General features: G+C 36.8%; 19 protein-coding genes. 7 read left to right on the top strand and 12 right to left on the bottom strand.

Annotation, left to right across the window (positions count from 1 at the left end):
- Window positions 1–46 precede the first annotated feature (46 nt).
- The 4 genes from CEP47_RS05375 to metL are packed head-to-tail and all read right to left on the bottom strand — an operon-like array spanning window position 47 to window position 5,132.
- Complete coding sequence (locus CEP47_RS05375; protein ID WP_261920595.1) at window positions 47–856, bottom strand: MOSC domain-containing protein; 810 nt, start codon at window positions 854–856, stop codon at window positions 47–49.
- 18 nt (window positions 857–874) lie between these two features.
- Complete coding sequence (gene rnhB / locus CEP47_RS05370; RefSeq protein ID WP_261920596.1) at window positions 875–1,474, bottom strand: ribonuclease HII; 600 nt, start codon at window positions 1,472–1,474, stop codon at window positions 875–877.
- On the bottom strand, window positions 1,461–2,678 hold the full coding sequence (gene lpxB / locus CEP47_RS05365) for a lipid-A-disaccharide synthase (RefSeq protein WP_261920597.1): 1,218 nt from the start codon (window positions 2,676–2,678) through the stop codon (window positions 1,461–1,463). Before lpxB ends, rnhB begins: the two co-directional genes overlap by 14 nt.
- 12 nt (window positions 2,679–2,690) lie before the next feature.
- Entirely contained in the window at window positions 2,691–5,132 is a 2,442-nt protein-coding gene (gene metL, locus CEP47_RS05360) for a bifunctional aspartate kinase/homoserine dehydrogenase II (RefSeq protein ID WP_261920598.1), read from the bottom strand.
- 197 nt (window positions 5,133–5,329) lie between these two features.
- Here metL and metJ point away from each other — a divergent pair, with 197 nt between their 5' ends.
- The gene (metJ, locus tag CEP47_RS05355; RefSeq protein WP_261920599.1) at window positions 5,330–5,647 is read left to right on the top strand and encodes a met regulon transcriptional regulator MetJ; all 318 of its coding nucleotides are present in this window, start codon (window positions 5,330–5,332) and stop codon (window positions 5,645–5,647) included.
- A gap of 64 nt (window positions 5,648–5,711) precedes the next feature.
- Here metJ and CEP47_RS05350 read toward each other — a convergent pair whose 3' ends face one another.
- The 5 genes from CEP47_RS05350 to fdnG form a co-directional block, all read right to left on the bottom strand.
- Window positions 5,712–6,029 (bottom strand): PTS glucose/sucrose transporter subunit IIB, encoded by a 318-nt coding sequence (locus CEP47_RS05350; RefSeq protein ID WP_261920600.1) that lies wholly within the window; start codon window positions 6,027–6,029, stop codon window positions 5,712–5,714.
- A 162-nt stretch (window positions 6,030–6,191) separates the two neighbouring features.
- Window positions 6,192–7,115, bottom strand: a complete 924-nt coding sequence (fdhE, locus tag CEP47_RS05345) for a formate dehydrogenase accessory protein FdhE (RefSeq protein ID WP_261920601.1) — start codon at window positions 7,113–7,115, stop codon at window positions 6,192–6,194.
- The gene (locus CEP47_RS05340) at window positions 7,115–7,783 is read right to left on the bottom strand and encodes a formate dehydrogenase subunit gamma (protein ID WP_261920602.1); all 669 of its coding nucleotides are present in this window, start codon (window positions 7,781–7,783) and stop codon (window positions 7,115–7,117) included. The genes fdhE and CEP47_RS05340 overlap by 1 nt, the downstream gene beginning before the upstream one ends.
- A 2-nt stretch (window positions 7,784–7,785) precedes the next feature.
- Window positions 7,786–8,706, bottom strand: a complete 921-nt coding sequence (fdxH, locus tag CEP47_RS05335; protein ID WP_261920603.1) for a formate dehydrogenase subunit beta — start codon at window positions 8,704–8,706, stop codon at window positions 7,786–7,788.
- A gap of 2 nt (window positions 8,707–8,708) precedes the next feature.
- Window positions 8,709–11,762 (bottom strand): formate dehydrogenase-N subunit alpha, encoded by a 3,054-nt coding sequence (gene fdnG, locus CEP47_RS05330; protein WP_261920604.1) that lies wholly within the window; start codon window positions 11,760–11,762, stop codon window positions 8,709–8,711.
- A gap of 176 nt (window positions 11,763–11,938) precedes the next feature.
- Between fdnG and fdhD the strand changes: the two genes are divergently transcribed.
- Together fdhD and CEP47_RS05320 are read left to right on the top strand one after the other, a co-directional pair.
- Window positions 11,939–12,742, top strand: coding sequence for a formate dehydrogenase accessory sulfurtransferase FdhD (gene fdhD, locus CEP47_RS05325; RefSeq protein ID WP_373463124.1), 804 nt, complete (start codon window positions 11,939–11,941; stop codon window positions 12,740–12,742).
- A 109-nt stretch (window positions 12,743–12,851) separates the two neighbouring features.
- On the top strand, window positions 12,852–13,247 hold the full coding sequence (locus tag CEP47_RS05320; RefSeq protein ID WP_261920605.1) for a hypothetical protein: 396 nt from the start codon (window positions 12,852–12,854) through the stop codon (window positions 13,245–13,247).
- Window positions 13,248–13,731: 484 nt separating this feature from the next.
- Here CEP47_RS05320 and CEP47_RS05315 read toward each other — a convergent pair whose 3' ends face one another.
- On the bottom strand, window positions 13,732–14,028 hold the full coding sequence (locus CEP47_RS05315; protein WP_261920606.1) for a hypothetical protein: 297 nt from the start codon (window positions 14,026–14,028) through the stop codon (window positions 13,732–13,734).
- Window positions 14,029–14,105: 77 nt separating this feature from the next.
- Here CEP47_RS05315 and CEP47_RS05310 point away from each other — a divergent pair, with 77 nt between their 5' ends.
- Window positions 14,106–14,255 (top strand): hypothetical protein, encoded by a 150-nt coding sequence (locus CEP47_RS05310; RefSeq protein ID WP_261920607.1) that lies wholly within the window; start codon window positions 14,106–14,108, stop codon window positions 14,253–14,255.
- Window positions 14,256–14,763: 508 nt separating this feature from the next.
- Here CEP47_RS05310 and CEP47_RS05305 read toward each other — a convergent pair.
- Both CEP47_RS05305 and CEP47_RS05300 read right to left on the bottom strand, forming a co-directional pair.
- On the bottom strand, window positions 14,764–15,774 hold the full coding sequence (locus tag CEP47_RS05305; protein ID WP_261920608.1) for a phage portal protein: 1,011 nt from the start codon (window positions 15,772–15,774) through the stop codon (window positions 14,764–14,766).
- 9 nt (window positions 15,775–15,783) lie between these two features.
- A complete protein-coding gene (locus CEP47_RS05300) occupies window positions 15,784–17,559 on the bottom strand; it encodes a terminase large subunit domain-containing protein (RefSeq protein ID WP_261920609.1) in 1,776 nt (591 codons plus the stop codon).
- A 159-nt stretch (window positions 17,560–17,718) separates the two neighbouring features.
- On the opposite strand from CEP47_RS05300, the gene CEP47_RS05295 reads away from it, so the two are divergent.
- The 3 genes from CEP47_RS05295 to gpM are packed head-to-tail and all read left to right on the top strand — an operon-like array spanning window position 17,719 to window position 20,327.
- On the top strand, window positions 17,719–18,543 hold the full coding sequence (locus tag CEP47_RS05295) for a GPO family capsid scaffolding protein (protein WP_261920610.1): 825 nt from the start codon (window positions 17,719–17,721) through the stop codon (window positions 18,541–18,543).
- Between the two features lie 15 nt (window positions 18,544–18,558).
- Entirely contained in the window at window positions 18,559–19,644 is a 1,086-nt protein-coding gene (locus CEP47_RS05290) for a phage major capsid protein, P2 family (protein WP_261920611.1), read from the top strand.
- Between the two features lie 8 nt (window positions 19,645–19,652).
- Entirely contained in the window at window positions 19,653–20,327 is a 675-nt protein-coding gene (gene gpM, locus CEP47_RS05285; protein WP_261920612.1) for a phage terminase small subunit, read from the top strand.
- The last annotated feature ends 70 nt before the right edge of the window (window positions 20,328–20,397 follow it).

Below are 20,397 nucleotides of genomic sequence, written 5' to 3'. Positions count from 1 at the left end.
TTTTAAATTTCCAAAGGGCTATTTTTTGAATAGCCCTTTATCTTTTTTAAGATATTGTGCGATATTCCAGAATATTAATTTCATCTCCAACTTTAATAATCCCACTGTTTAGTGGTAAAAGATTGATCCCAAAAACGGGTTCTCCTTGTGCGTTTCTATTCAGTTTTTTTAAGCTACGAAATGGTTCTAGGCGAGGGTCTAGTTCCCCTGTGTTAGGATCTCTTGCGGTGAGAATACAACGAGTTGAAGGCTTAGTGTGTAGAAAAGTTACTTCACCAATTTGGATTTTTTGCCAGTTTTCTTCAGAAAAAGGTTGATCTCCATTAATAATAATATTTCCACGAAATTGTTGGATATCTAGCAAAGGTGAGCAGTGTTGTTGTAGTTTGGTGAGAGAGGACAAACTAACCAGTAAAATCGGATAAGCATCAGCAAAGGATAGAGGGTGGGTAGGGTATTTTTCGATAACTCTCTGACTGTTCTCTCCTAACCAACGAAGTTGCACTGGACGTCCAATTTTTTGGCTAAACCACTGGTTGATCTTTTCGGGTGCAATAAGAGCGTTAAATTGATCGTCCCATACTTGACAGCTTGTTTCGGTGGTAAATTCCTGATGTTTGACAAGAATTTGAGAGCCATCTTGATGAATGACTTGTAGGCTATCCCAAGCGGGAATTGAAGAAAATTTGAATAGTTCTGCATCTTTACGAGCAGTAATAAAATGCCCGTCCAACTCGGTTAGCATAAAAGTACGATCGAAAACTAAGCCTTGAGGTGAAACTTCACTTTGTCGCAAAGGATAAGCTTGGCTTGATTTTATTGGGTAGATATTTAATGCGGTTACTTGATTTGGCATAGTTATTTCCAATGATTTTTAAGTTTTATTCGCTAATATTCGGCGAACAGGTGCAAAACTTTTACGATGTTGGGGTAAAGCACCATAGGTGGCTAATTTTTCTAAATGTAGTTTAGTTGGATAGCCTTTATGTTGTTCAAATCCGTATTCGGGATATTGTTCAGCTAAGATTAACATCTCTTGATCTCGAGTAACTTTTGCTAAAATAGAGGCGGCGCTAATTTCTGCGACTAAACTATCGCCTTTTACCACCGCTTGAGCAGGGATAGTGAGTTGTGGTGGAATTCGATTGCCATCAATTAAGACAAAATTAGGACGGATCTTAAGATTATCAATCGCCCTTTGCATGGCTAACATTGTGGCGTGTAAGATATTAAGTTGATCTATCTCTTCTGCTTCGGCTCGCCCTAAACTCCAAGCGAGAGCTTTTGCTTTAATTTCTTCGGCTAAACTTAATCGTTTCTTATCAGATAGCTTTTTAGAATCATTTAATCCTAGGATCGGTGTATTAGGATCGAGGATAACTGCGGCAGTAACAACAGCTCCAATCAAAGGACCTCTCCCAACTTCATCAACGCCAGCGATTAAGTCAATATTCGGATAATTAAAGCGTGTCATTTTTTACTTCTCCTGATATTTTTTGAGTATCTGGAAGTTGCATCGGGTGTTCAAGCAGATCGATAACCGCTTGAGCCGCTTGATGATCTGCATCTTGCTGAATTAAACGATGTAGATCGGTAAAGCGTTGTAGCAAGGAATGACGTTTTAAGCGGGCTTGTGGTGTTGTTTCCAGATAGATTGAAAGTTTTTCAGCTAATTTTTCTGCTTGGCAATCCGCTTGGATCATTTCAGGGATAATCGCTTGATCTGCTAGTAAGTTTGGTAATGAAATATATTTAGTTTTAACTAGACGTTTTGCCAGCCAATAAGTACTACTTTTCATTCGATAAGCCACTACCATTGGCGACTTACATAGCATACATTCAAGTGCCGCAGTGCCTGAAGCTAATAGCGTTGCTTCAGCAACGATCATTGCTTGGCGAGCTTGCCCATCTAAGAGCGTTAGGTTTAAGTCAGTTGCTTTTTCTGCCACAATTTGTGCAAACTGAGCTTTACGTTTAGAGTTGACAAGAGGAACGAGGACTTGTAACTTAGGATATTTTTGCTGTAATAAGCGTACAGTTTGTAGAAAAGGTTCGGCAAGAAATTCAATTTCTGCTTGTCTACTTCCCGGTAGTAATGCGAGGTAGCGTTGTTGTCGATCGATGCCTAATAAACGACAAGCTTCATCACGATTAGGTTTTAATGGCAGGCTATCTGCCATTGTATGTCCAACAAAACGACAAGGCACATTAAACCGATCATAAAAAGCTTTTTCAAAGGGTAATAAGGCTAACAGCATATCTACTGCTTTAGCTATTTTATGTACTCTTTTTTGTCGCCATGCCCACACCGAAGGGCTAACGTAGTGAAGGGTTTTAATTCCGTTTTGTTTTAATTTAATTTCTAGATCTAAATTAAAGTCAGGGGCATCAATACCAATGAAAATATCGGGTTTTAGGGCAAGGAATTGTTTAAGCAGAGATTGGCGTAATTTTAATAATCTTGGTAGATGTTTAATCACTTCAGTTAGCCCCATAACGGCTAATTCTTCCATATCCGCAAGTTTTTCACAACCTGCAGCAACCATTTGTGGTCCTGCAACACCAATAAATTTGGCATCTGGATAGCGAATTTTTAAAGCATTGATTAATCCTGCAGCGAGAATATCGCCAGAAACTTCACCAGCAATAATAGCAATGATGGGATTAGTACGGATCATTGTGTTCTCCTTTTATAATAATTTTACTAAGCGGTTTAAATCCGCTTGAATTGCACCCGCAGTCAGTTTGACTCCTGAACTCGGTCCGTGTATCACTAAAGGATTATCTCGGTACCATAAACTTTTGATTAAAAATAAATTTTCCCCCGGAAGGGTTTGACTGATAGGATCTTCTGGAGAGAGTAAATCTAGACTAATGCTTGATTGCCCATTATATTGAAAACGTGCTACATAGCGGAGCATCAGATGATCATCTTGGGCATCTTGATAACGTTCAAAGATTTTTTGATCTAGTTGGTGTAATTGTTCAAAGAAATCACATAAGGGTAATGTTTCTGTACCATTCGGTACTAAAGAATGAATTTTGACATCTTTTTTGTCTAAGTTATAGCCTGCACTACGGGCAACGATCAGTAGTTTACGTAAAGCATCTAAGCCACTAAGATCATCTCGGGGATCACTTTCCGTCATACCTTGTTGCCAAGCTGATTCAACTAGTTGTGAGAAGGGAGTAGTGCCATCATATTGATAAAATAACCAAGCGAGTGTACTTGAAAAAGTGCCTTCAATTGAAAGAATAGTATCACCACTTTCGACCAGATCCTGCACAATGGTATTAATCGGTAATCCTCCGCCCACGGTTGCGTTATATAACCAATGGCTACCAGATTGATAGAACGCATTCTCAATTTGGTGGTACTGTTCTAATTCAAATGCGGCAGCACGTTTGTTGGCACTAATGACGTGAAAGCCGTGCTTCGCATAATCAATATAATGTTTAGCGACTAGATCACTATTGGTAATATCTAAAATAACTAATTCATCAAATGGGTGTTGTTTTAGCCATTGTAACAGTTCGGTAGGTTGGAGAGTTTGGGCGTGCTGATCAAAAATATTATCCAGTTCTGTTTCAGTAAGTTGAGGTAGTAATCCTTGATAATCTAACCAAGCTTTTTGACTTGAAACTATTCCGACCAATGAAAAATCGAAATGACTGCGGGCGGCAATTTTTTCTTGTTCAGTTTGAAACAAATTTAACCACGTTTTGGCAACTTCTCCTTTTCCAAGAACGACAATACCAATTTTTTTATGTGCTCGAAAAAGATCATCATGCACACTGCGTAATAGCTCTTTATTCACTGGTTGACGGAGTAACGCCACAATACTGATATTTTGTGGAGATTGCCAAATTAATTCAACAGGTTGGGTTTTTAACCATTGTGAGAAACGTAGCATTTGCAATGAATTTTGGCACACCCCAGCCCCAACAAGCCCGAGCAAAGCGAGATCATAACGGATTGAAATAGAATCAGTAATCAGTGGTAAATGTTTAAAGAAAACAAAGATTTGATCGATATACTCATTTGTATAGGCTAATTGCAAAGTACGGTTTTGTTGATCAAGATGTTGTACTAATGGATCTAACTGTTTTTCTTCTAACCATAACTGCAAGCGTTTTAGCCAACTATCTATTTGCTGATTTTTAGGAATGACTAACTCAATTATGCCTATTTTATTGTGGTAGGTAATAATTTTTCCTCGTGGATAGGTGCTTAAGGCGTGTTCGATGCGTGTTATCCCTTTTTCTGGCTTTAAACTACTACGAAGTTCAAGTGTTAGTTGATGATGCTTAACAGGCTCTAAGGTGCGAGTATGTAAAATTGGGGTTGCAAGCCGAGCAAGTTCATTGACTTCATCTAAACGTAAAAATGTAAGTAGTTCAGCACTTTTTACTTCATGTGGATCGGCTGAATAGACCCCTGCTACATCACTCCAGAGTGTTACTTTATTGATGCCTGCTAAAGCGGCAATTTGTGTTGCTGAATAATCTGAACCATTGCGACCGAGTAAAACGGTTTCTCCATGTTGGTTACGGCTAATAAAGCCTGTAATAACTAAACGCTGGTTAGGATAAGTAGCGAGAATTTGTTGTAGTTTAGCACGGCTGATACTTTCATTAACTTGGGGGAGAATCGTATGCTCAGCAAACATAAAATGCCTTGCATCGATAAAAATAGCAGGCATTTCTAATTGGGTCAGATACGCTGCGATTAATCTCGCTGACCAAATTTCGCCATGACCAACGACTTCAGCATAAATTTGGTCTGAAAAGGGTTGATCTAAAAGTGCAGATAAGCGGAGTAAATCATCTAAAAATTCACGGTTAATTGGTTCAGGATCGGCGAGGAGTTGTTTGCTAATTGATAAATAATAGTTTTTTAGAGTTTGTAAAATACGATGGGCAATTAAAGGATTTTTTATGGCATTTTCGACCCATTCAATTAAATGATTCGTGGTTTTTCCCATAGCCGAAACGATAATTAGATCATTGTCATCACCATAATGATGAATGTTATTTGCCATTGCTTTGATTAATTCAGCGCTAGCAAGACTACTTCCACCGAATTTATGAACTTGTTTTCGTTGCTCAAGATAGGATCTAGGTTCGTTCATTGGGTGATGCCTCCTTTAAATGCTTGGTTGCAAAAAACGGGCATTATTCTAACACGAACTTTTTAGAATTAAATCAAAAGGGTAGTCAACAAGATTAGATTTGCATTTAAAATTGTCGTTGATTTGTTATTTTTGTGGTTTTTTATTAAAATAGCCGTGATTTTTTTATGGTAATTATATATGGTAAAAGGTGAATTATGGCAGAGTGGGACGGAAAATATATTAGCCCTTACGCAGAACATGGAAAAAAAAGTGAACAAGTAAAAAAAGTCACTGTTTCCATTCCTTTAAAGGTTTTAGAAATTTTGACTAATGAACGTACCCGCAGACAAATCAATAATTTACGCCACGCAACAAATAGTGAATTACTGTGTGAAGCCTTTTTGCACGCTTTTACGGGACAACCATTACCAACAGATGAAGATCTATTAAAAGAACGCCACGATGAGATTCCAGAGAGTGCAAAAGTATTAATGCGAGAAAAGGGCATTGATCCTGAAAGTTGGGAATACTAATTTAAAAATTAAATAGGGATTAGATAAACCCCTATTTTTTTATAACATTTGTATTATTAAAAAATTATTCAATTATCTTTTTAATTGTATTTGCAATTAATTTTGCTTCAGTACCCAGAATAATTTGTAACTCTTGCTTACCTACTTTTACGTTCCCCATTGAACCTAATGCTTTCAGTTTGGCTTCATCTACTTTTTTGTATTCAAGCAGTGTTACTCTTAAACGGGTAATACAGGCTTCTATTTTACTGATATTTTCTTTCCCACCTAAAGCAGTAAGAAATGCTTGGGCTTTTTCTTCAATAGTAGGATTAACTTCAGCAGGTTCACTTTTTGTTGAGGATCTTTCAAATAACTTTTTGAAATAACTTAAATTACTCATTTTTAAATCTCCTATCAATAAATACGGTGTTCTAAATGGCATTCTACGGTATCTTATTTCTAGGTCAAGTGATGTTATTAGTCTAAATAACCAGCACTTTATTTCAGGATAAAGTGCTGGCAGGGATTAGATTTTTGTTGAAATAAATCTAAGCTTTTGAAGCTATTCATTAATGAAAATAAATGGATTAATCCCACTACGAGCAAAATCTTGTTTTTCCATTTCTAAATCAAGAAAGATAGTTGCCAGATCATCAGCAACAGCATCAACATGCGGATCTTTTTCTTGATAAAGAATTTTAAGATAGCTTCCACAATCTCCACAGCTTTCTGCTTTGATCGCTGCATTTTCATTATCAATAGACCAGTAATCTAAATGTGCACTTTCTTCACAATTTGTACATTTACTGCGGACAACATTCCATTCAGTTTCACATAACGAACAGTGTAAGTAGCGTAAACCTTGAATAGTCCCAAGTTGAACCACTGAGGCAACAGGGGCAGAACCACAAACAGGACAACGATGACGAGATCCACCTTCTGCTCTGGCATTATGAGGAATTTGTTGGGCTAGTTGCACCCAATATAAATTGAGTGCTGCCCAGATAAAGATCGCTTGATCGCTAGCTACCGTTGTAAAATTTTCAGTTAACAGTTGGTCTGCGAGTGTCTCTAATTGTTTATCCGAGGTTTTTTGTAAATTCTCAATAGTCGTTGAGATAATTTCATTCTCATTGAGAGTTTGACAAGCGGTTAACAGTTGGCGTAACAAGGTGATCCAAATAGGATCACGCTGCCAATTTTGCACAGAAAGAGGTTGCTTCGCTAGTTGTTCGGGAGATAAATGTTGTGCTTGAAGGCGTTGATCTAGCGGAATAGGCTGTTGTTCTAGTAGATTTTGCTGTATATCAACGATTTTAGCTACAAAATTTAAATAGTCAGCTAGTGGATTGTCCTGTGCAAGCTGGCGTAAACGTTCTGCTCTACGGCGATATAAAATTTTTGGATTAGCGAAAAGTAACGGGGGGCTAGTAAGCCCCGCCGCTGTTTTTTTGATTTCGCTTTCTGGAAGAATGCGAATACCCATTATGATTTCCTTTCAGACTGTTTTTTTCCGTGTTTTTTAAGTAAGGGTTCAATATCTTCACGATACCAGCGAGGGTGGTGTTTTTTTGCCCAACGGGCTGTTACTTTTCCCTCAACCATACCAGTGATTGAACCTCGAACCCAGATTGCCATATAAATATGTACCATAATGCCTAGAATGAGGGCAATTGCACTGGTAGCATGCAATAAGATTGCAATACGGATTACTGGAATAGAGAAATAGGCGGCAAAGTATGGTCGCCACATAATGATGCCTGTGACTAATAGGATCGATAATGCAGCGATTAACGTCCAGAACAGTAATTTCTGCCCCATATTGTAATGCCCAACATCAGCAACGTGGTGTTCATTCCCTTTCAATACTTCAATAATATTAAATAACCATTGCCAGTCGCCTTTTTCGATTAGATTATCTCTCCAGTAAGTTTTAAATAACACCATAAAAGCGATAATCATCACCAATCCAGTAAAAGGGTGAACGATACGGGCAAGTTGTGGTGTGCCTAGAATATCCGCAATCCACGAAAAATCAGCAAAAAAGAAGGATAAGCCTGAAAGACCTGTTGCAAAAAAACAGAGAGCAACAAGCCAGTGACTTAAACGTTCTTTCGTGTTATGACGAATTACTTTTTTGTTTAAATCAACCATTCTTATTTTCCTTTTTGTTGGTGGTGTGGATCATCAAGTGGATCGATTGCCTCTTCTTCATCTTCTAATGCTTCAGTATTTGGTCCAACCGCAATATAGTGTGCAGCAGCACCAAGTGCTAATGCTCCCATTGCCATACCAGCAAGTGGTTTTAAGACGCCTTTCCAGATTTGAACCGTTTCACTGATATGCGGATCCCGTGGTAAGTTTGAGTACAATTCTGGTTTATTAGCATAATGAAGTACATAAATAACGTGAGTACCACCCACGCCTTGAGGATCGTAAATTCCAGCGTGTTGATAGCCTCGTTTTTTTAGTTCAGCTACACGTTTTTCTGCATATTCAAGCATATCTGCTTTACTACCAAAATGAATAGCACCAGTTGGACAAGTTTTTGCACAAGCAGGTTCTTGCCCAACATTTACCCGATCAGAACAAAGGGTGCATTTATAGGCTCGATTATCCGCTGGATTAATACGAGGGACATTAAATGGGCAGCCCGCAATACAATATCCACAACCGATACATTTATCAGATTGGAAATCAACGATCCCATTAGCGTATTGGATAATCGCTCCCGGCGAAGGGCAGGCTTTAAGACACCCTGGATCAGAGCAGTGCATACAGCCTTCTTTTCGCATTAACCATTCTAAACGGTCATTTTCTTCTACTTCATCGTATTTTATGACCGTCCAAGCTTTAGCCTCTAATTCAACAGGATTATTATAGGTACCATTGCAGGTACCCGGTTCTCCACGAAGATCATTCCATTCTGAACAGGCTACCTGACAAGCTTTACAACCAATGCAGGTCGTTACGTCAATCAGTTTTGCCACTTCAACTTTATGGTTGCGATCTTGTGGCGGTGGTGTTAGCCCTGAAGTTGCAGAGGCTTTGATAATATCTTGAGTTTGTACAGCCATTATTAAGCCTCCGTGGTTTTTTCGATATTGACTAAAAAGCTCTTAAACTCAGGTGTTTGAGTATTAGCATCTCCTACTCTCGGAGTAAGAAGATTGGCTAAAAAGCCTTTTTTGCCTAAGCTTGAAAAGCCCCAGTGAATTGGAATACCAATGGTATGAACAGTTTTACCATTCACTTCTAATGGTTTAATCCGTTTCGTAACCACTGCAACGGCTTTAATATAACCACGGTAAGAACTGACTTTCACCCAATCTCCAGCCTTAATCCCTTTTTCTTGTGCTAGCTGTTCGCTGATCTCAATAAACTGCTCTGGTTGGGCAATCACATTTAACATTGAATTTTTTGTCCAGAAATGGAAATGCTCTGTTAAACGATAAGTTGTGCCAACATAAGGGAATTGTTGATGAGAACCAAAAGTATCGCTATCACTTGGTAAGATTCTTGCTACTGGATTTGACACTACATTTGGATGAAGTGGATTAGTTCCAATCGGCGTTTCTATCGGCTCATAATGTTCAGGGAATGGTCCTTCTGCCATTTTGTCTAATGCAAATAAGCGAGAGACGCCTTCTGGCTGCATAATAAATGGCATAACATCACTTCCCGGTGGGGCTGAACCATAGTCGGCAATATCAATATAATTCCAGTTTTTACCATTCCATTTAATTAATTGGCGTTCTGGCGCCCAAGGGTTACCTTGGAGATCTGCAGAAGCACGGTTATAGATAATACGGCGGTTTAATGGCCATGCAAATGCCCAACCTAATGTATTGCCTAAACCAGATGGATCGGAATTATCACGGCGAGCCATCATATTACCTTGTTCTGTCCATTGTCCTGCATAGATCCAGTTTCCAGCAGAGGTTGAACCATCATCACGCAGTAAACCAAAACTTGGTAATAGCTGACCTTTGTGAACCAAAATATTTCCTTTAGCATCTTTAATATCCGCTAAAGCATAACCATTGTTTTCTTTCGCTAATTCTTCGGTGGTTGGTTCTAATGGATCGAGATAATCCCAAGCGGTAGCGTGTAGTTGCTCAATCCCTTTACCACCTTCTTCGGCATACAGTTTGAGTAATTCAGCACGTAGAGCAGAAAGAATTTGGTTATCTGTTCTAGCATATTCTGGTGCATCAGGTCCTTTCCAGTGCCATTGTAACCAACGTCCTGAGTTTGCGATTGAACCATTTTCTTCAGCAAAGCAAGTTGTTGGTAAACGGAAGACTTCAGTTTGAATATCTTGGCTATCGACATCGTTAAATTCTCCGTGGTTTTGCCAGAACTCTGAAGTATCTGTTTTTAATGGATCCATCACCACTAAGAATTTTAAACGACTTAATGCTTTGGAGACCTTATTTTTATCAGGATAAGAAGCGATAGGGTTAAAGCCTTGGCAGATATAGCCATTTACTTTCCCTGCATACATCATATCGATAAAACGGAAATGATCGTAACGAATATTAGTTTTAGGTAAGAAATGATAGCCAAAATCATTTTCTTTGGTTGCTTTTTCACCAAAGAATGTTTTCAGTAAACTGATAAAGAATTTTGGTGCATTCCCCCAATAGTTTACTTGCCCTTTTTCCAAGGCTTTAGGGGTAATACGTTGTAGATAAGTGGTTAAATCAACATCTTTATCTGTTGGTAATGGCATATAGCCCGGTAACATATGCGGGAATAGTCCCAAATCAGTAATACCTTGCACATTAGAATGCCCACGCAACGCATTTACACCACCACCAGAGACACCAATATTACCGAGTAGTAATTGGATAATTGCCATAGTACGGATATTTTGTGAACCGATGGTATGTTGTGTCCAACCTAATGCATATAGAAAGGTTGCAGCTTTTTCTGGAGCAGATGTTTTTGCTATTTCTTGACAGAAAGTCAGGAAATCTTGTTGTTTAGTGCCACAAATATTTTCAACAACTTTAGGGGTATAACGAGAAACGTGCTGTTTTAATAGGTTTATTACACAACGTGGATTTTGTAAACTAAAATCACGTTTGGCGTAACCTTCCTCATCATATTGATAATTCCAAGTAGATTTATCGTAAACACGTTTTTCTGGATCGTATCCTGTAAACAATCCATCTTCAAAGCCAAAGCCTTCATCAACAAGATAAGCGGCGTTAGTATAGTATTTAACGTATTCGTGTTGAATTTTATCGTGAGTTAAGAGGTAGTTAATCACACCGGATAGGAATGTAATATCCGTACCTGAACGAATCGGCATATAAATATCGGATACGGCGGCTGTACGGTGGAAACGTGGATCAACCACGATAATTTTCGCCCCTTTTTTCTGAGCTTCGATTGCCCAGCGGAAACCGACTGGATGTGCTTCAGCGGCGTTACCACCCATCACGATAACGAGATCAGAATTTTTGATATCAACCCAGTGATTGGTCATCGCACCTCGACCAAATGATGGAGCAAGACTTGCTACCGTTGGTCCGTGTCAGATACTCGCTTGGTTGTCAATAGATACTAATCCCAGCATTCTTGCCCATTTTTGGGTCAACAATCCTGTTTCATTACTCGCAGCAGAAGCAGCTAGCATACCTGTTGTTAACCAACGATTAACTGGTGTGCCATCTTGATTAGTTTCAATAAAGTTGGCATCACGATCATCTTTCATTAAACGAGCGATACGGGAGATTGCTTCGTCCCAAGAGATACGTTGCCATTTTGTTGAACCCGCTGGACGATATTCAGGATATAAAGCACGGCGAGGACTATTTACATAATCTAAAGCACCTGCACCTTTAGGGCATAAAGCACCACGGCTAACAGGATGATCTGGATCACCTTCGATATGTAATAATTTTCCAATAGAATTTTTAGCACCATCGCCAAGACTGTAAAGTAACATTCCACAGCCGACAGCACAGTAAGTACAGGTGTTGCGAGTTTCTTTGGCTCGCAATAATTTATAGGAGCGAGGTGCCGCTAATGCAGTTTCGGGAGTGAAACCTAATATTGCGGCAGATGTTCCTGCCATTCCACCTGCACAGATCTTGAAGAATTTTCTTCTAGTGATCTGCATAGATACTCCTTTACATATAATGAATAGAGTTAGTTTGAAAGTTTGTGTAAGATTTGTAACGGAAATGTAATTAATACATCAGCTTGTAGATTACTCTTAATTCGGATTACAATCAAAATGTAAGGCTTGAGATATTCTTTAAAAGAGAATAATAAATGAACACTTGGAGATGAAGTTTGACGCAGATCATTAAAAGAAAGGTCAAAAAATTCGATAAATATCAATTTTCACTCAATAAAATTGAGAATGATTATCTTGCAGTAGAAATGCCTGTTGCATTAGTTTACAACGGCATTTCACACGCTGTAATGATGTGTACCCCACAGGATTTTGAAGATTTTGCCATAGGTTTTTCTTTAACTGAAGGAATTATTCAACACCCTAAAGAAATTTATGCAATAGAGATAATACCAGTATCGAATGGCATTGAAATTCAAATAGAGCTTTCTAGTCGGCGATTTAGTGGATTAAAAGAACGAAGACGAACAATGGTCGGACGAACGGGGTGTGGTGTTTGTGGTAGTGAGCAGTTAAAACAGATTCGACAGCAATTTTCTCCAGTAAAGGCAACTTTTCAGTTTGATTTAAACCGCTTAGATCATTGTCTTCAACAACTAACACAACAACAAAAATTAGGTCAACAAACAGGCTCTTTACACGCTTGTGCTTTTTTTAATATAACAGGTGATCTCTTAGCGATTCGAGAAGATATTGGACGCCATGTTGCATTAGATAAGTTAATCGGTTGGTATAGTCAACAGCTAATAAAACCAGTAGGATTTGTATTAGCTACTAGCCGAGCAAGCTATGAAATGGTACAAAAAGCGTTATCCGTTGGTATGGAAATGTTAATCACTGTATCTGCGGCGACTGAGTTAGCGTTACAAATTGCTGCACAACACGACTTTAGTTTAATCGGCTTTGCTCGGACTGGACGAGCGGTGATTTATCACGATAATAATCGAATTATATTCAAATAAATAATAAAACAGATAAAAGGTGGTTAGGTTAATGTTGTGTTAGTATTTTTTCATTTAACATTTAGAAAAACTATTTTCTGTTTAATTTAGTAATAATAGAGGAAATTGTATGTCAAGATTAAAATCAATTTTAGCTGTCAGCATAATAGCAACGTTTTTAGCAGCGTGTAATAGTGATGAGCAAGCAACACACACTCAATCTGCTAAAACAACCCAACCAGTTGTACAAAGTGTGGCATTAACACACACTTATTCTGGTGAAATTACTGGCTATGAAATGAAAAAAATTACATTTATGGCAGAAAAAGGACAAGTATTAACAGTCAATTCATTGTTAAAAGAGAGTAATGCACAAGTTGTTTTATATGGTTATGACGATTTCCTTGAAGAGGAGGCTTATACTTTACCTGCTACAGGAGAATATGAAATCAGAATTCTTCAACCAAGAAATTTTGCACGTAAAGGCTCAACGGCTAAATATAAGGTAGAAATTACATTAAAGTAATTGAATAAGCTTATTCATATAAAAAAACCACACTTTAAGCTGTGGTTTTTTTATATCTTAATTTTGTTGTTATAATGATTTATTTATGATTTTTTATCGACATTTTTAAGATAATGAAAAATGATGACTAGGTGTAGAAGTATAAAAGATTAATTTAATATAATTTCTAATTTTTGATGGTTGGTAATATTAAGTTTCTAATTAGAAATTTTAATTTTCAATGCGTGTAATAACAGCCCTTGTAAGCTAAGAACCCACCAGAAACACAGGAAAGAAAAAAACACACTATCGACAAGATAAAAATAAGATAAGACTGCCGATATAAGGCTAATTAAGGTAATGCAACCAAGTAATATATCGTCTTTGAAAGCGGAAACAATACTCCAAATAACTGCACCCAAGAACATTAAAGGAGTAATAAATGCTATAACAAGTGTCATAAGAATAGCGATAACAAAAATGATTGCAAAAATAAATGTCAGCATTATTTCCTCTTTTTAGCATTACTTAATAATTCATATAACCAAAGATAAATATCTTTGCGGTGATAAATAAGATTAATGAAAAGAATTATTGCAAAAGGGATCATAGCAGTAGGTTCTAAATAAAAAACTACCGCAAGCATAGGAAATATCACTAAACAAGCGATAATAAGTAATACAGGTAGAGTAATTAAAAACAGGTATATCCCGCTGATTATTGCCATAAGTGTTGTAGAAAAAATAAGAGTAAGACCAGAAAGTAAACCAAAGAGGATTATTGCAATAGATAAAAACGCCATTGTGATTACCCGTATTGTAAAAGGTATTGAATATTATTAAAAACAGAGTCTATAAAGTCAATTAGATAAGGCAAGTTATGAATAAATTAAATTTACAAGTGCTATTAAGTGCAGTGGATAAAATAACTGCGCTGTTTAAAAGTGCGGAAAAAGCGACTAAACAATTATCCGGTGCATTAAAACAAAGTTACGAAGAGCAAAAAAACTTGAAAAACAACAGGCTTTAATTTCAATAAAATATCTTAAAAGGCTAATTTGGATCTTAGTAGGTGAATTTAGGGATTTTTAGCTGAATGGTGCGACCGAGTGGGGTAGTATTTTTATAAAAATCATTAACTTACTTTAAGTAAGAATAAAAAAGAACAGTTGTATTATTTTGAGTATATTTTTGTAAATTTTTATTGTGATTTGTGCGTTATTGTTCGTTGTTTTGCGTATAAAGATCTAAAAAAAAGGATCTGTTTTAGATTAGGCGTAAACTGAAAGGATCGCTATTCATAATTTGCGTAGAAAGATGTTTATTTAGTGTGCGAGCGAGGCGAGGCTAAGATTGCGATTTTTTGAAATACAAGGGTAGAACAATATTGTTCAAGTATTTAGCGTATTTGAAGTATTTAAAGTGTAGTTATTGCTACTTAGCGATTTTGTGATAAATAAAAAAAGCCACCGTTTCAGGTGGCTAGGGTGGCTGGTTAAAGTCTTTTAGTATTGATAACTAGGATCCGCTTTTTCAGATTAATATTTATCTTCTTTTAATAGTTCATATTTATCAAAAGAAATAACGGGTTTCTTAACACTTGGAAAATTCTGTTGTATCCAATTATTCACTTCTTCTAAACGTCTTTGCAATGGTTCTATTTCATTAATAAAAAATACCCTTGCTGCTTTTTCAACATCACCGAATCCTGCTGTATTATTAGGAATAATTCCCATTAATTGCGGAGGAACTCTATGGGCTGCAAGGATATCATCACGACTAGTATTTTTAATATTGAGAAATTCATCTTTAGCAGAAATATCAGAAAGCGGAATAACTTGTAACCCTTTTTTATCCCCTGTCGGAGAATGAATAAATAGGTTTTTAAAGTTACCCATTCCTTTTGCTTTATTCAGTTGTTCTTTTATGCTATCAATATCAGCTTGGTTTTGTATATCATCAGTTAAATAAATAATACTCCCTGCATGAGCTCCATTTAAATAGTATTTACGTCTAAACAAAGTAGCTGCTTCATTTAAGAATGAAGATTGTAAAGCGGAAATATATTCGGGTAAGCCGTAAATTTCTTGATTGACATCTGGCTGAATTAAATGAAAAACACAATCAGTTGGAAATTGATATTCACTAGTAGTTGTAATCTGATAGTATTCCCCAGCATTCACACCACGTCGCATATATTTTGCTAAAGGACTAGTAATTTTTAACGGTTGGTCCAATTTATTTAACTGAACAAACAGATAAGCATTGCCAAAAATTAAAAAATCATTGATAAATTTCTCAAGTTCTGTTCTTGATAAAAGATTAGATGTTTTACAAGTACTAAGTAGAATATTCTTTTTTACGCTCAATGCACTAGAATGATGAGATGTTGAGTGATAAGATTTTGCTAGTCCACTAAAACTAATTGGCGGGGAATAGTATTTGTTATAAAGCAATGTAGTTTCAAAATATTGCATAATTTCCCTGCGATCTAATACTGGGACAGGTTCACCAAATGTAAATGTCATTACGTTTTTCTTGTCTTGCATAAAAATTCCTTAGCATTCAATAATAGTAACTTTCGAGGCATTCTGACCAGAATAAGGAATATGAACCATGGCATTCATAATAGCCCACGCAATGTCGCCGTGGGACGAATCTTTTGAACGATCTGAAACATAAGTCATCTGACGACCACTTTTAGTTGGTTGTTTTTTAATTGTCATAAAGCTAGTAGTGATTTGGTTATCACCTAAATCGTATTCTAATTGTCGTTTTTGAATTAAATTTAATGTTTTTAACACCATTTCATTTTTCAAATCGACGTTGTAAGTTAAACCTGTTGCACGAGGGAAGAATTTTTTTACTAATTGATAAACACCGTCTCCCATAGCTGTTCTATCTACACTTAAACGAGTAACGTTATAGCTATCGCAATAATGCTTAATCATCTCTGCTTGTTTTTCAAATTCCATACCGTGAAAAGTATGAATATGTAAAATACGAAAAACACCACCGTCTATTTTTGGCGGAGCAATAATTGCTAGTGCGGAATGATCCCCAGTGTAAGCAGGATCATAACCAAGCCACACTTCCCTGTTTCCGAATGGGCGAGCATAAAACGGCTTATAGTCTTTCCAAGTTTCATACGAATCAACTTGACATTTTTGCAATAAACTAAATTTGAAGACAGAAGCTTTATCATCAATAAATTGACACATAAACAACTGCTCAAATTCTTCAATTGAGTTTTCTAGTTTCAACTGTTCAATATCAAATAAAGTACACCCACCTTTTTCCGCATCATAAATATTCACTATTTGTCGCCAATGTCCATCAGGGCAAACTTGTCCAGTTTTCAAAAACTCGTGAGAGATATTAAATTCTTTTTGTTCACTCTCAGGTCTGCCATTATTAAATTGTTTACCCGACCAAAATTGATAAGCTGGGTGAGCAATAGTTGAAGGGGTAGAGAAATAGGTTTGACGATATTGCTTTTGAGATGCCATAGCACTTGCTACTTTTCGCATTTCATCAAACTTTTGTACCCAAAAGATTTCATCAAAATATAAATTACCGTGATAAGATTGAGCGGTTTTTGAGTTTGTTCCTAAAAAAATAAGTTCCGCACTATTTGGTAAGAGAATAGTTTCGCCTTTTAATTCAACATCGGCTGTTTTACGAGCATAATCACAAATATAAGAACGAAATTGCAACGCTTGCTTTTTACTAGCTGATAAAAAAATCTGATTTCGTCCAGTTTTTAACGCATCGACCAAGGCTTCAAGAGCAAAAAAATAAGTAGCTCCAATTTGACGGCTTTTTAAAATATTTCTAATCCGATATTGTTCGCCTGCTTGATACCAGATTTTCTGATAACCAAACATTAAAGGTAAGAAGCCATTAATTAAAGCTTCTTCTTGTTCTGCACTAATTGGGTTTTTATCTCCAACTTTCCTTTCCCCTTTATTACGATTTTTTAACTTAGGGTTCAGGTCAGTTTCATTTCCTCCTCCGTTGCTATATTTCTTGATCCGAGCAGTACGTTCAATTTGGCGAAAAAGCAAATCTATTTCTTTAAAATCGCCGCCAGTTTTCTGCTCTTTACTGATTAATAAATTTAGTCGAGCTTCAAGTGAAACTTCAATCCGACCAAGCGGAGCAGTTTCGTCCCATTTTTCTCTATCTTTCCAGCTTGCAATAGTTGAAACGGGTAATTCAAAAATTCGAGATAATTCAGAAATACGATACCCAGCCCAATATTTTAATTGGACTTGGCGTTTAAGATGCAGGTCGTAACTTTTAATATCAGTGTTTTTTTCTATTCTTTCCATAACGGCGATACTTTAAAAGAACAGACTTGATTTTGATTGTCGCTAAGTTTGTGAACGAGAATTTAACAGCTATTCTAAATTGAAGACTGACAATAAAAGTGAAAACATCAAAGCCTAACGTAATAGCATGAATATTCAATTAAAACAGGATTTGAGAATATGGGGAAAAAATCAAAATGGTTTGTTATTGCAACGGAAGGGGCAACAACAGACGGGCGTAAAATTTCTAGAGAATGGCTAGAACAAATGGCGAAAAATTACGATCCAAAAAACACATACGGAGCAAGAATTAATTTAGAACATATCAAATTCCGCTATTTCTCTCCTGATGAACCACATTCTAAATCATATGGCGACGTAACAAGCTTAAAACTACAAGAACGAGATGACGGCAAGTTGCAACTTCTCGCTCAAATTCAACCAACTAATGAATTAATCTCTCTAGTAAAAAGTGGGCAGAAAATTTATACCTCAGTTGAAATCGACCCGAGTTTTGCTGATACAGGTGAAGCTTATTTAGTCGGTTTAGCTGTAACAGATAACCCCGCAAGTCTTGGCACTCAAATTCTAAGTTTTGCTGCACAAGCTGAAGTCAATCCATTTTCTGAAAGAAAGAATAATCCGACTAATTTATTTAGTGAAGCAATTGACGTGTTAATTCAGTTTGATGAAAACGAAAGTAAATCAAAAACAGCTTTAGTTGAGAAGATTAAAGCATTGTTTAACAACAAAAATAAAACGGACGATGACCGTTTTAAACAACAAGAAATGGCGATTGAGTTTATTAGCGAAAAATTGGCTGATGAATTACAACATTTAGCAACTTTAAAAGTAAATGTTGATCAGGAGTTAAAACGATTAAATGAATTTAATCAGCGTTTAACTCAAATTGAACAGCAATTACAGCAATTGTCTATTCAACCTCAATTTACTGAACGTCCTGTTGTTACAGGTTCAGAGAATAAATCTAGTACATATTTCTAAAAAAGAGAGTAAGTAATGAAAAAAGAAACTCGTCAAGCGTACAACAAGTATATTACTGAAACTGCACACTTAAACGAAATGCCAGTTGGCGATGTCAACACTAAATTTAGTGTAACGCCAACTGTACAACAAAAACTCGAACAAAAAGTACAATTAAGTTCCGATTTTTTACAAAAAATTAATATTATCGGTGTTACCGAACAACAAGGTGAAATATTAGGTCTCGGTGTCGCAAGCACTATTGCGAGTACAACAGATACAACCGCAAAAGACCGTGAAACTCAAGATATTCACAACTTAACAAAAGTTACTTATCACTGCCAACAAATTAACTACGACTCACATATTCGCTATCCAACCTTAGATTTGTGGGCGAAATTCCCTGATTTTGGCAAAAAAATTGGCGATATTAAGGCAAAACGTATGGCATTAGATCGCATTATGATGGGATTCAATGGTCAGCAACGAGCGACTACTTCAAATCGCACAACTTATCCTTTATTACAAGACGTTGCAGTCGGCTGGTTGAAAAAAATTGAAACGAATGCCCCAGAACGAGTGGTTAGTAAAGATGGAAAAAATGGTAAATCACAAAACAAAATTTTAATTGGTAAAGGGCAAGAATACCAAAATCTTGATGCACTAGTTATGGCAGCGGTTGATGATTTAATCGCTGAAGAGTATCAAGATGACACCGGCTTAGTTGCTATTATGAGTCGAGAATTATTAGCAGATAAATATTTCCCATTAGTCAATAACAACGATAAACCAAGTGAGAAAATTTCCGCTGATCTGATTATTAGCCAAAAACGAGTTGGCGGATTACCCGCTATTCGAGTTCCTTATGTACCAAAAGGTACAGTATTAATTACCCGCTTGGATAATCTTTCAATTTACTATCAAGAGGGAGCAATGCGTCGTACTTTAGTTGATAACGCAAAACGAGATCAACTAGAAGATTATGTATCGTCTAATGATGATTATGTTGTTGAGTGTTATGACTGTGTCGCTTTATTACGCAATATAGAATTCAAAGATGTTGATAGTGATACAGTTGTCAGCCCTGATATGACTAAAGAAACTGACAAAGCAACAGGATAAGAAAAGCTATGCGTTCAACGAAAGCCCATTATTTAAAAACCATCGCTGGCAAATTGTCAGCGAATGAGGAACAACAATTAGAACAGTTAGAAGGCTATGAAAAAATGTTGTTCCTGCTTTCTCGGCATAAAAAAGATTTGAAAAATATTCAATCAAGAGAAAAGAAAGCCGAGTTTAAACGAAAAATTTTAAATGACTATCGACCTTGGATTGAGGGAGCTCTACAACAAGGAACAGGGAAACAAGACAATATACTAATGACGTGGCTTGTTTGGGCGATTGACTGCGGTGAGTATCAACTTGCGATTGAAATTGGTGAATATGCTTTATTTCACGATCTTGTTTTACCCGATGGGTTTAGCAGAACTCCCGCAACTTTGCTTGCAGAAGAATTTGCAGATAAAGCGAAAGCAAGCCAAACAGGTTTTGAGTTAGATTTACTCATAAAGGTAGAAAAAGTCATTAATGAAGAAGATATGCCAGATGAAAGCAGAGCAAGATTATTGCGAGAAATCGGACTATTACAAAAAGAACTTGAACCCGAAAAATCACTAGCTAATCTGCAACGAGCATTACAACTTAACCCCAATATTGGAGTAAAAGGTGAAGTTAAAAAATTGCTAAAACAGCTAGATATGCCTGATGAAACGTTAGAAAACGAGCCTGATAGCGAAACAGAATAAACTAATCTAGCCTGCGAGCTAAGCGGGGCGGGCAAAGTAGATTTATCTACCAATAGCCCCCACCCCGCTA

Source organism: Mergibacter septicus (assembly GCF_003265225.1).
GTDB lineage: Bacteria > Pseudomonadota > Gammaproteobacteria > Enterobacterales > Pasteurellaceae > Mergibacter > Mergibacter septicus.
Note: the sequence above shows the minus strand (reverse complement) of the source record. Positions and strands in the feature narration are given on the sequence as shown.

Bases quoted from the DNA above. Each gene is read 5' to 3' on its own strand.
- CEP47_RS05375 (WP_261920595.1), bottom strand. From the start codon at position 856: ATGCCAAATCAAGTAACCGCATTAAATATCTACCCAATAAAATCAAGC.
- rnhB (WP_261920596.1), bottom strand. From the start codon at position 1,474: ATGACACGCTTTAATTATCCGAATATTGACTTAATCGCTGGCGTTGAT.
- lpxB (WP_261920597.1), bottom strand. From the start codon at position 2,678: ATGATCCGTACTAATCCCATCATTGCTATTATTGCTGGTGAAGTTTCT.
- metL (WP_261920598.1), bottom strand. From the start codon at position 5,132: ATGAACGAACCTAGATCCTATCTTGAGCAACGAAAACAAGTTCATAAA.
- metJ (WP_261920599.1), top strand. From the start codon at position 5,330: ATGGCAGAGTGGGACGGAAAATATATTAGCCCTTACGCAGAACATGGA.
- CEP47_RS05350 (WP_261920600.1), bottom strand. From the start codon at position 6,029: ATGAGTAATTTAAGTTATTTCAAAAAGTTATTTGAAAGATCCTCAACA.
- fdhE (WP_261920601.1), bottom strand. From the start codon at position 7,115: ATGGGTATTCGCATTCTTCCAGAAAGCGAAATCAAAAAAACAGCGGCG.
- CEP47_RS05340 (WP_261920602.1), bottom strand. From the start codon at position 7,783: ATGGTTGATTTAAACAAAAAAGTAATTCGTCATAACACGAAAGAACGT.
- fdxH (WP_261920603.1), bottom strand. From the start codon at position 8,706: ATGGCTGTACAAACTCAAGATATTATCAAAGCCTCTGCAACTTCAGGG.
- CEP47_RS05320 (WP_261920605.1), top strand. From the start codon at position 12,852: ATGTCAAGATTAAAATCAATTTTAGCTGTCAGCATAATAGCAACGTTT.
- CEP47_RS05315 (WP_261920606.1), bottom strand. From the start codon at position 14,028: ATGGCGTTTTTATCTATTGCAATAATCCTCTTTGGTTTACTTTCTGGT.
- CEP47_RS05310 (WP_261920607.1), top strand. From the start codon at position 14,106: ATGAATAAATTAAATTTACAAGTGCTATTAAGTGCAGTGGATAAAATA.
- CEP47_RS05305 (WP_261920608.1), bottom strand. From the start codon at position 15,774: ATGCAAGACAAGAAAAACGTAATGACATTTACATTTGGTGAACCTGTC.
- CEP47_RS05300 (WP_261920609.1), bottom strand. From the start codon at position 17,559: ATGGAAAGAATAGAAAAAAACACTGATATTAAAAGTTACGACCTGCAT.
- CEP47_RS05295 (WP_261920610.1), top strand. From the start codon at position 17,719: ATGGGGAAAAAATCAAAATGGTTTGTTATTGCAACGGAAGGGGCAACA.
- CEP47_RS05290 (WP_261920611.1), top strand. From the start codon at position 18,559: ATGAAAAAAGAAACTCGTCAAGCGTACAACAAGTATATTACTGAAACT.
- gpM (WP_261920612.1), top strand. From the start codon at position 19,653: ATGCGTTCAACGAAAGCCCATTATTTAAAAACCATCGCTGGCAAATTG.